This window comes from Geodermatophilus sp. URMC 65, from assembly GCF_053502545.1.
In genome coordinates this window covers 5,060,440-5,073,299 of sequence record NZ_CP199954.1, presented here as the reverse complement: position 1 = coordinate 5,073,299, position 12,860 = coordinate 5,060,440, and the positions used below count along the sequence as shown (strand labels likewise).

Below are 12,860 nucleotides of genomic sequence, written 5' to 3'. Positions count from 1 at the left end.
CGCGGGCCGGGCGGCGGCTGGAGGGCAGCCGCCGCGTCAGGCGGGACGGACGACGAGCGGCAGCCGGGTGACGGCGACCATCGTCCACGGGTTGCGGTGCTCGACCGGCTCGTCGGCGGCGATCTCGACGTCGCGGTAGCGCTCGAACAGCAGGCGCATCGCCACCCTGGCCTCCAGCCGGGCCAGCGGCGCACCCAGGCAGAAGTGGACGCCGTGCCCGAAGGTCAGGTGCGGGTTGGGCCGGCGGTGCAGGTCGAAGCGCTGCGGGTCGGCGAAGACCCGCCCGTCCCGGTTGGCCGCGGCCAGCCAGGGCAGCACGACCTGCCCGGCCGGGATGCGCGCGCCGCCCACCCACGCCTCGGTGGTGGTGAGCCGGGCCAGGCGCGGGAACGGCGTCCGCAGCCGCAGCACCTCCTCGATCGCCGCCGGCAGCAGGGCCGGGTCGGCGCGCACCGCGGCGGCGGCCTGGGGCGCGTCGGAGAAGGCCACCACGGCGTTGCCCAGCGTCGCGGTGGTGGTGATGTGGCCGGCGATGAGCAGCAGGCCGACGAAGCCGACGATCTCCTCGTAGGCCAGCCGCTCGCCGTCCACCTCGGCCTGCACCAGGCGGCTGGTCAGGTCGCTGCCCGGGCGCCGCCGCCGGGACCGGATGTGGGCGAGGAAGTACTCGTTCATCTCCCGGATGACGGGCGCGACGGCGCTCATCGCCTGCTCCCCGGCCTCGACCAGCGGCTGGTCGGGGTCGATCTCCTGGCCGAGCAGCACGTCGGCCCACCGGCGGAAGAGCGCCCGGTCGGAGGTCGGGATGCCGAGCAGGTCGGCGATCACGATGACCGGCAGGGGGTAGGCCAGTGCGTCGACCAGGTCGAAGCGCTCGCCGGCCTCGTCCAGCAGCTCGGTGGTCAGAGCGGCGATGCGCGGCTCGAGGTCGGCCACGACGCGCGGGGTGAACGCCTGGCTGACCAGGGCGCGCAGCGTCCGGTGCCGCGGCGGGTCCATCCGGACGAGGTTGCCGCGCTGGAAGAGCGCGAAGTCGTCCTGGGCCGGCTGCAGCGAGGTGAGGTCGGAGGAGAACACCGCCGGGTCGGAGAGGACGGTGCTCGCCTCTGGGTGGCCGAGCACGTGCCAGCACTGCTGGTGCTCGTCGAAGTGGACCTGACCCTGGTCCCGGCCGGCCTCCAGCCAGGCCACGAACTCGTCGAACGTGGGTCGGGTGGTCGTCATGCAGGTCACCTCCCAGGAGGGGTCCCAGGGTCCTCTCATCCCGCAACGACCACCAGGGACGACCGGCACTGGTGCGGGAGGACGACGCGCCGGACGGCGCGGGCACCGACAGATGCCGCCAGAACGGATGGGCGTTTTCGGCCCATTTCTGCCAGTGCCTCCAGGGCTCCGCATTCCGTAACGTCACGTACAGCAACGAGGCCGTACCGGTCCGTCACTCATCCATCCGACTCCCCCTCCCCGAGGAGCCCGCCGTGTCCACGTTCTCCCGCCCGCACCTGTCCCTGGTCTCCGGCTGGCCCGACACCGCCGCCACCCCTGCCGCCTCGCCGTGGACGGACCTGTCCCCCGTGGGCGACGCGTCGTGGCGGCTGGAGGCGCTGTGCGCGGAGACCGACCCGGAGGCGTTCTTCCCGGAGAAGGGTGGCTCGACCCGCGACGCCAAGCGGGTGTGCAGCGGCTGCACGGTGCGGGCCGAGTGCCTGGAGTTCGCGCTGGCCAACGACGAGCGCTTCGGCATCTGGGGCGGCCTCTCCGAGCGCGAGCGCCGCCGGCTGCGCCTGCAGCAGCGCACCCACCTCAGCGCCTGACCCGCGGTCGCCTCCTGCCGGGGCCGCACCGCGGCGCCGACCCGGACGCCGATCCCGCGCCGGCGAGGTATCTGGCGGGCCGGCCGCTCCTCAGGTGGGTACCGGCCGACGCGCCCCGGATCGGGGCGGAGCCGACAGGACTGCCGGGCGGCGTCCCCGCCGGCCGGGACCCGAGAGGAGGCGCACGGTGCTCGATCGACTGCTCCTGCCGCCGCGGCCGCTGGCGGCGCTCGCCCCCGAGGAGCAACCGGCCCCGGCCCTGGCCGAGGCCCAGCAGGCCGCGCTGCCGAGCAGCGTCCGGGCCGACCTCCGCCGGGTGCACCCGTGACGGGCACCGGGCCGGGGACGGGGGCCTCCGTGCACCACCCGGTGCAGACGTCCCCGCCGGTCGTCCTCGGCAGCCTCGTCGAACAGCTCGGCGCCGACTTCGCCTCCGCCTGCGCGGAGCTCACCCGGGCCCGGCTGCACCGGCGCGATCGGGACAGCCGCGAGCACCGGGCGGCCGTCGAGGAGTGCTCGGCCCGGGTCGACGTCGTCCTCGACCTGTACCTCGAGACCTGCCACGCCGGACGGCCGGTGCCCTGAGCAGGACGGCCGCCGGCCCCCTGGAGCCGACCGCGCCGGAGCGCCTCGTATCACGGCGCCCCGTGTCCGCTCCGGATGGGCACGAGCGGCGACCAGGGAGGACGAGATGACCTCGAGCGCAGGAGTCCGGCGGGGCGAGCGGTTCGACCGCGAGCAGGTCGTGGTCGACACCGGGCACCGGCGGGTGGTCGTGGACCTGCTGGCCGACAGCGGGTTCCCCGACGTGACCGGGACCGACGAGCCGCTGCCCGAGCTGGGCCCCACCCTCCTGACGGTGCCCGGGTGGGCGTCCAGGGGCGTCCCGGACCTCCCGGACGTCGACCGGCTGGGGGCAGAGCCGGGGGACGACGCACCGGACCGCGCGTTCCTGACCGGCGACGTCGACGTCCTCGACGTCCGGCGGGAGGAGGGCCGGGTGGTCCTCGGGCCGACCCGGCGCGTCGCGTTCCCCCACGGTTCCGCCCGGTGGCACGAGCCTCCTCCGCCGTCGCCGGCGTCAGCGGGCCGATCGCCCGGGTGGCCCGGGAGGAGGGCGCGACGGCACGGCAGGCGCTCAGCCGGACCAGGTCCCGCCGCCACGGGGACGGCCAGGACGTCCACGCACACCGACCGTGAGGGAGGGGACGCCGGCGACCGCGACCGGAGCGAGCGGACGAGGAGCTGAGGGACGTGCGCGGAGGGTGGACGCGAGACGATGCGGGGCTGGAGCGGGCCCTGGCCGAGGCCGTGCTCGCCGCACGGGCGGTCCCGCCGCAGTTCCGCGTGGCAGCCCGGGCGGCCTACGACTGGCGCACGCTGGACGCCGAGCTGGCGACCCTCGCCCGTGACTGCGCCACCGTCCCGTGGACCCGCCGGACGGGCCGGGAGGACGTGGCCGAGCTCCGGGACCTGACCTTCGTCGCCGCCGACCTCACCGTGGAGGTGGCGCTCGGCGGGGAGCGCCTGCTCGGGCAGGTGGTCCCGCCGGGACCGGGACGGGTGCAGCTGCAGACCATGGACGGCGACCGGGCGTCCGCGGAGATCGACGCCCTGGGGTGCTTCGTCGTCCGGCCCGCACCCCGCGGGTGCTTCCGCCTGCACCTGCGCACCGACGCGGGCGCCCGCGTGGTCACCGCCTGGGTCGGCCTCGGGCTGGAGGGGGCGCGGGGGTGACCGGGCCCAGCGCGGGCTCGGCCTGAGCGGGCCGCGCCGGGGACGGGGCGCGTCGGGGACGGGGGCGCGTCGGCGCGCCGGTCGGAGGGCCGGTCCCGGTCGCCGCTACAGCCGGATCCACCCGGTGGTGACGGCCGCGTCGTCGGTCCGGCACACCACACGGACCGGTCCACAGTCCGGCCGGGGCAGCCGGAAGGAGCCCAGCGCGTCGGCATCCGTCTCGGCGAGGACCCCGTGGGTGCCGGCCAGGGTCACCCGGCCGGGCCGCGGCGGGACGAGCCGGCCCATGACGTCCGCGCCCACCTCGAACTCCACGGACAGCGCGGCGCCCCGGAAGGTCAGCTCGCGCGGGCCGTCCGAGGGAGCGGCGCGGACGTCGCCCGCGTCGGTCAGGAGCGCCGAGTCGTGCGCGAGGACCAGGAGCTCGAGCTCCTCCCCCACGGTCCTCCAGGCGAACGCCGCACGGGCCGCCACCCGCATGCTCTCGGGTACGGCCCGTGCCGCGCTCCACGCCTCCGCCAGCTCGGCGAGCAGTGGGTCATCGCCGTTGTGGCGTGGGTGCGCGCTCATCCCGGTCACCTCTCGTGTGGGCTGCCGCAGACTCTCCCGCGAGCAGGGCGCGCACGGCAGGGGTCTCTCGCAGCCGCTCGAGGCACCGGGCCCGGGTCGGGCCGATGCTGCCGATCGGCATACCCGTGAGCTCGGAGATCTCCCGGTAGCTCCGCGGTGGGTCCTCCGCCAGGAGCACCAGCAGTCGGCGGTCAGCGGGGCGCAGCTGCGCGAGGCCGTCCCGCAACGACTGCTGCCGCTCGGCCCGGAGGAGGTCGGCCTCCACCACCTCGCCGTCGACCGCGCCGCCGAGGGTGCGGTCGGTCAGCGGGTCGACGGGCTGTTCGCGGCGGCCGGCCCTGGTCAGGCGGCTGCACTCGTGCCGGGCCGTCGTCAGGATCCACTTGGGGAGGGCGCGCGGCTCGCGCAGGTGGTCGAGGTTCTCCACCAGGCGCAGCCACACGGTCTGGTTGACGTCCTCGGCGTCACTCCGGGCGAGCCGGTAGGCGCGCGTCACCGAGTACACGAGCGGCAGGTACCGGTCGACGATGGCGTTCCACGCCCCCTGGTCACCGCGCGACGCGGCCGCGACCAGTTGGGGGACGTCGTCGTCAACGAGCATGCGTGCCACCTCCTGCCATCGAGGGGCGCAGAGCGTCCCGCAGCGGGGTGTTGACCGGTTCTCCCCCGACAGAGGACGCGTGGCGCCGGGAGATACCGGGCGGACCGTGATCGGGTGGGGCCTGCGCGCGATGCCGTCCGCGGCTGACGGCCCCGCTCAGGACGACGTCCCGCGCACGTCGGCCGGTGACCGGTCGACCGGGACCGGCGTCGTCCGCGGGGTGCCCCCGTCCACCGGGCACGGCCGGGTCCGGCGGCGCCGGCCGGGCGGTGTCCCGGGTGCCGTCACAGCACGGTGCCGTCACCGCACAGCACGGACCCTCCTCACCGGGCCGGGGGTCCCGTCGGGCGCCGTGGGGTGCGGGGACCGTCCGGCGGCGATCTCGACGGTCCCGGGGCGCTCGCCGGGAACCGGGGTGGACGGGTGGGTGAGGGCCGGTTGCGAGCGGCGCTCGAGCACGTCGGTCGCCACGCGTACGCCGGCGACCGTGACCGCCTCCGGCACGGGGGTGGTCCCCAGCGCGGCCAGGGCCTCCGGCTCGGCGCGCTTCTCCTCCACGGTGAACTGCACCACCAGCTCGCTGGTCCGGCAGCCCCCGACGACCCGGTGACCGAGGCCGATGGAGGTGATGTTCGGGTCGTCGAGGTAGCGCCGGCCCTCGGTCCGGATGAGGCGGCGCAGTCCGCTGAGCAGCTCCCCGTACGGGACGTCGCAGCGCGGGTCTGCGGGACCGGGTGGCTGCGTGGTCATGGACGGCCTCCGGGGCTCTCGGCGGGAGCGTGGGCCCGGCCACCCCCTCGACACCGTGGCCGGGCCCACGTCGGACAGAGCGCAGGGCAGGTTCGGCTGATACACCGCCGCTCGGCGTTTCCTCAGGGGGCCAGGCGCTCAGGAGGCCAGGTGCTCAGGAGGCCAGGCGCCGTCCCTCGCCGAGGTGGGCGACCAGGCGGGTCAGCTGGTCGGTCGGGTCGATGCCGAGCTCGTCGCGCAGCCGCGTGCGGAACTGCCGGTAGGTGGAGACGGCGGCGGCCACGTCGCCCTCGGCCAGGTGGACCCGCACGAGGAGGCGGTACGCGCTCTCCCGCAGCGGCTCGCCGCGCACGGCGAAGTGGGCGGCCGCGACCGCGTCGCCGGGGCGGCCCGCCGCGGCCAGCCGGGCGGCGAGGGTCTCCAGCGCGTACAGCCGCAGCTGCCGCAGCCGCTCCCGCTCGACGAGCACCCAGTCGTCGTGCCAGCCGGGCAGCAGGTCGCCCAGCAGGTCCGCGGGTGGCAGGTCCAGGTCGTCGAGGTCGGTGCGCGGGTCCCGGGTCCGGATCGCCCAGGCGGCCAGGTCACGGACGTCGACGCCCACGCCCGGGGCGAGTGCGAGCGCGCCTCCGGCGGTGTCGAGCAGTCCCGGCGCCACCCGGTGCAGCCGCCACAGCGCCGACCGCAGGCTCGCCTGCGCCTGCTCCTCCGGGACCTCGCCCCACAGCTGCCCGGCGACCGCCGCCCGGCCGGGCCGGCCGGCGAGGCAGACGGAGGCGACCAGCCGCTGCACCGCACGGGGGACGGCGTCCCGCCCGGTCGGTCGCCCCCCGTCCAGGACCAGGGTGAAGCCGTCCAGCAGGTCGATCCGCGCGTCCATGCAGTCCCCCTCCGGCGGTGCCCGACCGACAGAGGACGTCGGCGGCCCCGCTGATACGGCCGGGGAGCGGTGACGCGGACGTGACGCGGCGGTGACGCCACTCCCGCATCGTCGCTGGTCCGGGCGGCACCTCGCCGTCCGCGGGAGGAGGAGGTCCGTCCATGACCGGGGGAACCACGACCGAGACGACGGTGCAGAAGCCGCTGACGCTGGTCATGCCGGTCCGGCCCGAGGCCCGCGAGGCGCTGCGGGCGGAGGTCGACCGGCTGCAGGCGTTGCCGCGGGAGCAGAACCCGGTGATCACCGCGCTCGACGCGATCGGCACCGTGCACTTCGCCCGGTTCGTCTTCCTCGACGACGAGCGGCTGGCCGTGATCACCACCTACGACGGCGACTTCGAGCGCTACATCATGGACTTCGTCGACCACATCGGGCCGGTGTTCGACACGCTCCTGCGACACATGGTCGACCCGCCGCCGCTGCCGGTGCAGCAGCACCCCGAGGAGTTCCTCGCCTACGTGAACCGGCACGACCTGGAGTGCGTCGGTACCTTCTACAGCGCCTACCCCACCAGGCCGGTCCTGGACATCCGTGCTGACGACGCCGGCTGACCGCAGCGCCCCGGGGGACGCCGACGTGCTGGACCTGGCCGACGTGCAGGGGCTGGTCGTCCGCGGCTACACCATGGCCCACGCGCGCCACCTGCTGGTGCGCATCGACTCGGTGCCGGCGGCCCGGGCGCTGCTGGGCTCGGTGGTCGACGGCACGCCCGGCCGGCCGCAGGTCACCACGGCGACCGCGTGGGAGGTCCGGCCCGACTCCTGCCTCAACGTGGCGGTCACCGCGGAGGGGCTCGGCGTGCTGGGCGCGTCGCTGTCCGGCTTCCCCGCCGAGTTCACCGAGGGCGCCGTCGCCCGCGCCGGCGTCGTGGGCGACGTCGGGCCGTGCGACCCCGCGCACTGGCGGCCGGTCTTCACCGGGCCGGGCTTCCACCTGCTCCTCTCGCTGTCCGCCGTCACGCCGGAGGCGCGGGAGCAGGCCACCGACGCCCTCCTGGCCGGGACCGCGCCCGGGCTCACCGAGCTCGACCGCGTGGACGCCGACCTGCTGCCCAACCGGACCGACCACTTCGGGTACGTGGACGGCATCTCCCAGCCGACCGTCGCCCCCGCCCCGCCGCCGGGCCCCCCGGACCGGCTGCCGGTCCAGCCGACCGGGGCCTTCCTGCTCGGCCACCCCAGCCAGTTCACCGCCCACAGCTACCCCGTGCCCGACCCGCCGGCCCTCGGCCGCAACGGCAGCTTCGCGGCGTTCCGGGTCATGGCCCAGGACGTCGACGCCTTCTGCGCGCTGCTGGCCGAGCAGTCGCAGCGCACCGGCATGTCCCCCGAGCTGGTCGCCGCGAAGCTGTGCGGGCGGTGGCGGAGCGGGACGCCGCTGGTCCTCTCCCCCGACACCGACTCCCGGCTGCCGCCCGAGGCGCTCAACGACTTCGACTACACCGGCGACGAACGCGGCGAGCGCTGCCCGATCGGCGCGCACGTCCGGCGGATGCACCCGCGGAACTCCCGGGTCGCCGGCAACGGAGGCGCCAAGCACCGCATCGTCCGCCGCGGACTGACCTACGGCCCGCCCTACGACCCGGCCCGGCCGCGCGACGGGCAGGAGCGCGGGGTCGTCGGCCTCTTCATCGGCGCCAGCCTGCGGGACCAGTTCGAGTTCCTCATGGCCGAGTGGGCGCACGACGGGCTCTTCGCGCCCGGGCTGGGCCGCACGCAGGACCCGTTCCTCGGCACCGGCGCCGGGGAGGGCGCGGGCGGCACCTTCCGGTTCCGCACCTCCGGGGGCAGGGCGGAGCTGACCGACCTGCCGCGGCTGGTCACCACCCGCGGCTGCGCCTACGTCTTCCTGCCGAGCCTCACCGGGATCCGCCACCTCGCCGGCCTGTGAGCCGGCGGACCGCGAGGGCGCGGGTCGCCCGGCGTTCCCGCGCGAGCGCCGGGCGAGATCGGCACGACGGGCGACGGGCGGCTCAGTTCAGCGCCGCGTCGTGGAGGCCCGCCGTCTCCAGCGCCGTCCGCAGCCGGCCCAGGATCCGGGCCCGCGTCGGCCCGATGCTGCCCACCGGGATGCCGAGGCCGGCGCTGATCTCCTCGTAGCTCACCGGCGGCGAGCTGACCAGCATCCCCAGCAGCGCCCGGTGCCGCGGCGGGAGGGTGGCGACGGCCCGGCGGACCAGGACCTGCTGGTCCTGGCGCACGGCGCTGGTCTCCGGCCCGGCGTCGTCGAGGAGGCCGCCGTGGTCCCAGGCGGAGGACTGCTCGGCGGCGTCGACCGGCTGCTCTCGGAGCGACTGACGGGCCGTCGCCAGGCAGGCCCGCCGCGTCGTCGTCCGCAGCCACCCGGGCAGGCGCTCCGGCTCGCGGATCTCGGCCAGGTGCTCCACCAACCGCAGCCAGGTCGTCTGGACGGCGTCGGCCATCTGCGCCTCGTCGAGCCGGAAACCCCGGGCAACCGACCACACCAGGCCGCTGTACTCGTCGACGATCCCCTGCCACGCCCGCTCGTCCCCCTGAGCGGCTCGCCGGACCAGGCCGGTCACCTCTGCGGCGTCCATGGCGGCTCCCCTCGGTCCCGGACGGCTGCCTCGCCGTCGGACCGGAGCGTCCGGGGGCCGTGTTAGCCGGGCGTCAGCCGGGACCGGAGGGGGTGTCAGCCGGGCGGCCGGCCGCGGTGGAGGTGGACCTCCAGTCGCCGGGCCAGGGCGACCGTGCGCGGCTGCGGCGGGACGCCCAGCTCGGCGAGCGCCTGCAGGCAGCGCCGCAGCTGCCGGCGCGCATCGGCGAGGTCCCCGCACTCCAGCAGCGCGGCGACGAGGAGCTGGTGGGCCTCCTCCGACCAGCTGTCGACCCCGAGCGCGCGCTCGCCCAGCGTCCGGGCGGCGGCGTCGTCGCCCCGCGCCAGGAGGAGCTCCCCGGCACGGACGGCGGCCCCGACGAACCGGCCGCGCAGCCGGTCGCGCTCCCACTGCAGCCAGTCCCCGCCGCTCACGTCGGGCAGGAAGTCGGTGTCCCAGAGCGCGAGCGCCTGCTGGTAGGCGGCCAGTGCGGCCGACGGCGCTCCCTGGCGCTCCAGCCGTGCGGCCTCGTCGAGGTGCCGCTCGAACTCCACCACGTCCACCTGCAGCGCCTCGTCGACGACCAGGTGCAGGACCGGCCCGGTGCTGCGGACGAAGTACGGCGCGTCGGACTCGTCCCGGTCGGGCTCGAGCAGGTCCTGGAGGTAGGCGAGAGTGACCCGCAGGTTCCGGGCCGCGGCGACCTCGTCCAGGTCCGGCCACAGGTCGGCGGTGACGGCGGCCCGCGTCGGCCGGTCGTGGGCGAGCAGGTACCCCAGCAGCTGGCGCACCCGCTCGCGGCGCAGCTCCCGGGCCGTCACGACGGTCCCGTCGCGGCGCAGCTGCATCGGCCCCAGCACCCGCAGTCCCAGCCGGGACGTCGGCGCCGGCGGCATCTCCCGGAGCAGCCGCCGGGCGGTGGCGGCGACCGGCGCGGGACCGGCGGCGCTCATCGCCCGTAGCTTGGGCCGGGCCCGAGGCCCGAGCTTCTCCACCAGCGCACGGGCCTCCTCCAGCCCGGAGGCGACCATCGCCAGGGCCAGCTCGGCGGTCCACGGCGCCGGGAGCACGGCCCGCACGACCGCGCGCGCCTCGGTCGAGAGCTGCCGGACCGGCTCCAGACGCCCCTCCTCGCGGACGGCGACGAGCGCCCGGGAGAGGTCGAGCACCGCCTCGAAGCAGCCGGGCGGGGGCGCGGCGTCCCACTGGGGCCGGACCTCCGGGAGCAGCACGTAGAGCAGTGGCAGGGCCGCCGGTGTCACCGTCAGGACCGCGCCACGCCGGCTCTGCCGGAGGTGCTGCACCGCCCGCAGCGCGGCGGCGGCAGCCGTCTCGTCGCCGGCCGACACGGCGGCATCGGCCTCGGCCACGGCGGCCGCGACCGGCGCCCAGTCGACCGACGAGTCGGCGAGGGCGCCCCGCGACGCGTGCAGCAGTCCCCCGGCCTCGGCGTCGCGCCCCAGGACGCCGAGCAGGACGACGGCGTAGGTGACGGACTCCGGGGAGGTCCGCACCCGCGCCGGGTCGATGCCGGCGAGCAGGTCCGGGAGCAGCGCCGCCGCCTCGTCGCACCGGCCCTGCAGCCGCAGCGACTCCAGGAGCAGGCACTGGGTCTGGACCAGCATGTTCGGGACCGGCCGCTGCAGCGCTGCCCGGGCGACGGACTCGGCGGCGGCCGCGTCGCCCAGCGAGCGCAGCAGCAGGTGGCCGCGCAGCCACTCCTGCACCGGGCTGAGCGCGGTCCCCGCGACCAGGGCGGGGCTGGCCAGCTCGGCCCGCACCTCACCCGGGGTGTGCGCGAGCAGGCCGCGGAACAGCGGGATCCAGCTCGCGGCGCGCTCGTGACCGTGCGCGGCCAGGTCGGTCAGCCGCTCGATGACGCGCCTCATCCCCCGGCCGTCGCTGCGGCGGAAGGCCACCTCGAGGAGGGCGTTGAGACAGGCCACGCGCACCGGGGCGACGTCGGGCGCCAGCGTGAGGGCGTGCTCGAGGATCTGTCCGGCGGTGTCCGGGCTGATGGGCTCGGCGACCATCGCCGACAGCAGCAGCCCCTCGGCGCTGCCCTGGACCGAGGGCGGCAGGCGGCGCAGCCACCCCTCGAGCACGTCCGGCTGCACCAGCGGCGTCCCCACCTCGCACACCTCGACCACGAGCTGCCGGACGTCGTCCCACGCGCCGGCCTCGGTCAGCAGCTCCACGGCGTCGTGGTAGCGACGGCGGCGGGCCAGGACCAGGCCCGCGGTGCGGCGGACCGCCGCCACCTCGGCGGCGTCCAGCTGGTGTTGGAGGACCTCGGTCCACAGTCCGTGCAGCGACCACCAGCCCGAGCGGCCGCGGGCGACGAGCGGCAGCCCGTCCAGCAGCTTCTCGAGCCGCACGTCCTCCCCGAGCAGCGCCGTGGCGAGCTCGTCGTCCGCACCGCCCACGGCGACGAGCACCGCCAGCGCGCGGCGCCGGTCCGGCGTGAGCCGGCTGAGCAGCTCCTCCCACACGTACCCGCTGACCGCGTACGGACCGGCGGTCGCGGTCAGCTCGGCCAGCGCCGGCCAGCCGCCCACGTCCCGCAGCAGGTCCGGCGCGACGTGCCGGGACGCCGCGAAGGCGGCCATCTCGTCGTCCTCGAAGTGCAGCTCGGACTCGCCCACGACGACCGCGTCGCCGGTGGCGAGCAGCCGGGAGGTCCGCACGGGCAGCGGCGGGCGGGAGGCGAGGACGACGTGGCCGTTGCGCGGCAGCTCCTCGACGAGCTCGGAGACGAAGTGGCCGCCGGGCGAGCTCGGCCCCACGAGGTGGACGTCGTCGAGGATCAGCGCCACCTGCCGGGGCGCGGCGCTCCAGATGGCCTCGGCGACGGAGACCGCGGCCTCCCGCGGGTCGTCGGGGACGGGCGTGGTGAGACCCACGGCGGCGAAGGCCCCCGCACCCAGGAAGGACAGCGCCGTGTCGTCGCGCTGGCAGGTCAGCCAGCGGTCCTCCCCGAGCGGCGAGAGGGTGTTCTCCTGCACCGCCTGCGCCAGCAGCGTCGTCTTCCCGAACCCGGCCGGCGCCACGACGGCGGTCAGCCGCCGCTCGAACCGGGTGTGCAGCCGGTCCAGCAGTCGGGGCCGGACGATGAGCCCATGGGCGGCGAGTGGCGGTGTGTACCGGAACGCCCGGCTCATGCACGGGAATGTACGGACGGCTCGACCCTCGGGGGACACACCGGAGCGCGGGACGGCCGACTGCCGTCGACATCCCGCACCGGGCGCGTCACCCGCTCGCCGGGCGCGGAACCGCCCGTCGAGGCCGGTCCTCCGATGCCGGCGCGTAGCGTGGTGATCGCGAGCCCGCTCGGTGCTCGCGCCACCGACTCCCGCCCGGCCGCAGCGCGACGCGCACCCGGGCCCCTGGCGCCGACCGGCGCCCGCCACCGCGGAGCGGCCACCGGCCCCCGCCCGTCCAGTCTGGACCCTGCATGAGCGCACCCGCTCTGACCTTCGTCGCTCCCCCGTCCACGGGGTACGACCCCGACGACGCCACGGACGTCCGGTCCCCCAGCGACCCGATCCGCCCCGCAGGACCCCCCTCCCGGGGTCGCCGGGGCCCGGTACTGCGGATGACGCGTGGCGCCCGGGAGGCGGCGACCGGCATGGGCATCGGCGAGGCCGACATCCAGCGCTGCCTCGACGCGCCCGACGACGTCTCGCCCCATCCCGACACCCCGACGCGGACCCGCTTCCGCCGCGGCTCGCTGGTCGTCCTCGCCGGCGCCGACGGGATGGTCCTGCGGGTCAGCCGCCGCGACCGCTGACCCGCGGGACCGCGCTCGGCGCGGCTCGGCCGTCGCGGACCGGGCCGGCGGGTAGCGTCGCCCCGAGACGAGGAGGCCCCATCGCCACACACCGCGGACGCTGC

The 12,860-nt window shown here is 76.6% G+C and carries 15 protein-coding genes; 8 read left to right on the top strand and 7 right to left on the bottom strand.

Annotated elements, in window-relative coordinates; translation table 11 throughout:
• Positions 1–36 precede the first annotated feature (36 nt).
• Positions 37–1,224, bottom strand: coding sequence for a cytochrome P450 (locus ACWIX7_RS24545; protein WP_448619012.1), 1,188 nt, complete (start codon positions 1,222–1,224; stop codon positions 37–39).
• A gap of 254 nt (positions 1,225–1,478) precedes the next feature.
• Between ACWIX7_RS24545 and ACWIX7_RS24540 the strand changes: the two genes are divergently transcribed.
• The 5 genes from ACWIX7_RS24540 to ACWIX7_RS24520 all read left to right on the top strand — a co-directional run bounded on the left by ACWIX7_RS24540 (position 1,479) and on the right by ACWIX7_RS24520 (position 3,551).
• Positions 1,479–1,814: a WhiB family transcriptional regulator gene (locus ACWIX7_RS24540; protein WP_448619011.1), complete on the top strand. Its 336-nt coding sequence runs from the start codon at positions 1,479–1,481 to the stop codon at positions 1,812–1,814.
• A 187-nt stretch (positions 1,815–2,001) separates the two neighbouring features.
• The gene (locus ACWIX7_RS24535) at positions 2,002–2,142 is read left to right on the top strand and encodes a hypothetical protein (protein WP_448619010.1); all 141 of its coding nucleotides are present in this window, start codon (positions 2,002–2,004) and stop codon (positions 2,140–2,142) included.
• The gene (locus ACWIX7_RS24530) at positions 2,139–2,399 is read left to right on the top strand and encodes a hypothetical protein (RefSeq protein WP_448619009.1); all 261 of its coding nucleotides are present in this window, start codon (positions 2,139–2,141) and stop codon (positions 2,397–2,399) included. The genes ACWIX7_RS24535 and ACWIX7_RS24530 overlap by 4 nt, the downstream gene beginning before the upstream one ends.
• Before the next feature lie 106 nt (positions 2,400–2,505).
• Complete coding sequence (locus ACWIX7_RS24525) at positions 2,506–3,063, top strand: hypothetical protein (protein WP_448619008.1); 558 nt, start codon at positions 2,506–2,508, stop codon at positions 3,061–3,063.
• Positions 3,064–3,068: 5 nt separating this feature from the next.
• Positions 3,069–3,551 (top strand): hypothetical protein, encoded by a 483-nt coding sequence (locus ACWIX7_RS24520; protein WP_448619007.1) that lies wholly within the window; start codon positions 3,069–3,071, stop codon positions 3,549–3,551.
• A 105-nt stretch (positions 3,552–3,656) separates the two neighbouring features.
• Here ACWIX7_RS24520 and ACWIX7_RS24515 read toward each other — a convergent pair whose 3' ends face one another.
• The 4 genes from ACWIX7_RS24515 to ACWIX7_RS24500 form a co-directional block, all read right to left on the bottom strand.
• A complete protein-coding gene (locus ACWIX7_RS24515) occupies positions 3,657–4,121 on the bottom strand; it encodes a hypothetical protein (protein WP_448619006.1) in 465 nt (154 codons plus the stop codon).
• Positions 4,090–4,722, bottom strand: a complete 633-nt coding sequence (locus ACWIX7_RS24510; protein WP_448619005.1) for an RNA polymerase sigma factor — start codon at positions 4,720–4,722, stop codon at positions 4,090–4,092. Before ACWIX7_RS24510 ends, ACWIX7_RS24515 begins: the two co-directional genes overlap by 32 nt.
• A 300-nt stretch (positions 4,723–5,022) precedes the next feature.
• Positions 5,023–5,472 carry a hypothetical protein gene (locus tag ACWIX7_RS24505; protein ID WP_448619004.1) on the bottom strand — a complete coding sequence of 150 codons (450 nt, stop codon included), beginning with the start codon at positions 5,470–5,472 and terminating at the stop codon, positions 5,023–5,025.
• Positions 5,473–5,626: 154 nt separating this feature from the next.
• Positions 5,627–6,349: an AfsR/SARP family transcriptional regulator gene (locus tag ACWIX7_RS24500; RefSeq protein WP_448619003.1), complete on the bottom strand. Its 723-nt coding sequence runs from the start codon at positions 6,347–6,349 to the stop codon at positions 5,627–5,629.
• A 161-nt stretch (positions 6,350–6,510) separates the two neighbouring features.
• On the opposite strand from ACWIX7_RS24500, the gene ACWIX7_RS24495 reads away from it, so the two are divergent.
• Both ACWIX7_RS24495 and ACWIX7_RS24490 read left to right on the top strand, forming a co-directional pair.
• Entirely contained in the window at positions 6,511–6,960 is a 450-nt protein-coding gene (locus ACWIX7_RS24495; protein WP_448619002.1) for a hypothetical protein, read from the top strand.
• Positions 6,941–8,299: a Dyp-type peroxidase gene (locus ACWIX7_RS24490; protein WP_448619001.1), complete on the top strand. Its 1,359-nt coding sequence runs from the start codon at positions 6,941–6,943 to the stop codon at positions 8,297–8,299. The genes ACWIX7_RS24495 and ACWIX7_RS24490 overlap by 20 nt, the downstream gene beginning before the upstream one ends.
• A gap of 82 nt (positions 8,300–8,381) precedes the next feature.
• Here ACWIX7_RS24490 and ACWIX7_RS24485 read toward each other — a convergent pair whose 3' ends face one another.
• Positions 8,382–8,966: an RNA polymerase sigma factor gene (locus ACWIX7_RS24485; protein ID WP_448619000.1), complete on the bottom strand. Its 585-nt coding sequence runs from the start codon at positions 8,964–8,966 to the stop codon at positions 8,382–8,384.
• A gap of 95 nt (positions 8,967–9,061) precedes the next feature.
• A complete protein-coding gene (locus tag ACWIX7_RS24480) occupies positions 9,062–12,127 on the bottom strand; it encodes a BTAD domain-containing putative transcriptional regulator (RefSeq protein ID WP_448618999.1) in 3,066 nt (1,021 codons plus the stop codon).
• A gap of 293 nt (positions 12,128–12,420) precedes the next feature.
• On the opposite strand from ACWIX7_RS24480, the gene ACWIX7_RS24475 reads away from it, so the two are divergent.
• Positions 12,421–12,756: a hypothetical protein gene (locus tag ACWIX7_RS24475; protein WP_448618998.1), complete on the top strand. Its 336-nt coding sequence runs from the start codon at positions 12,421–12,423 to the stop codon at positions 12,754–12,756.
• Positions 12,757–12,860 lie beyond the last annotated feature (104 nt).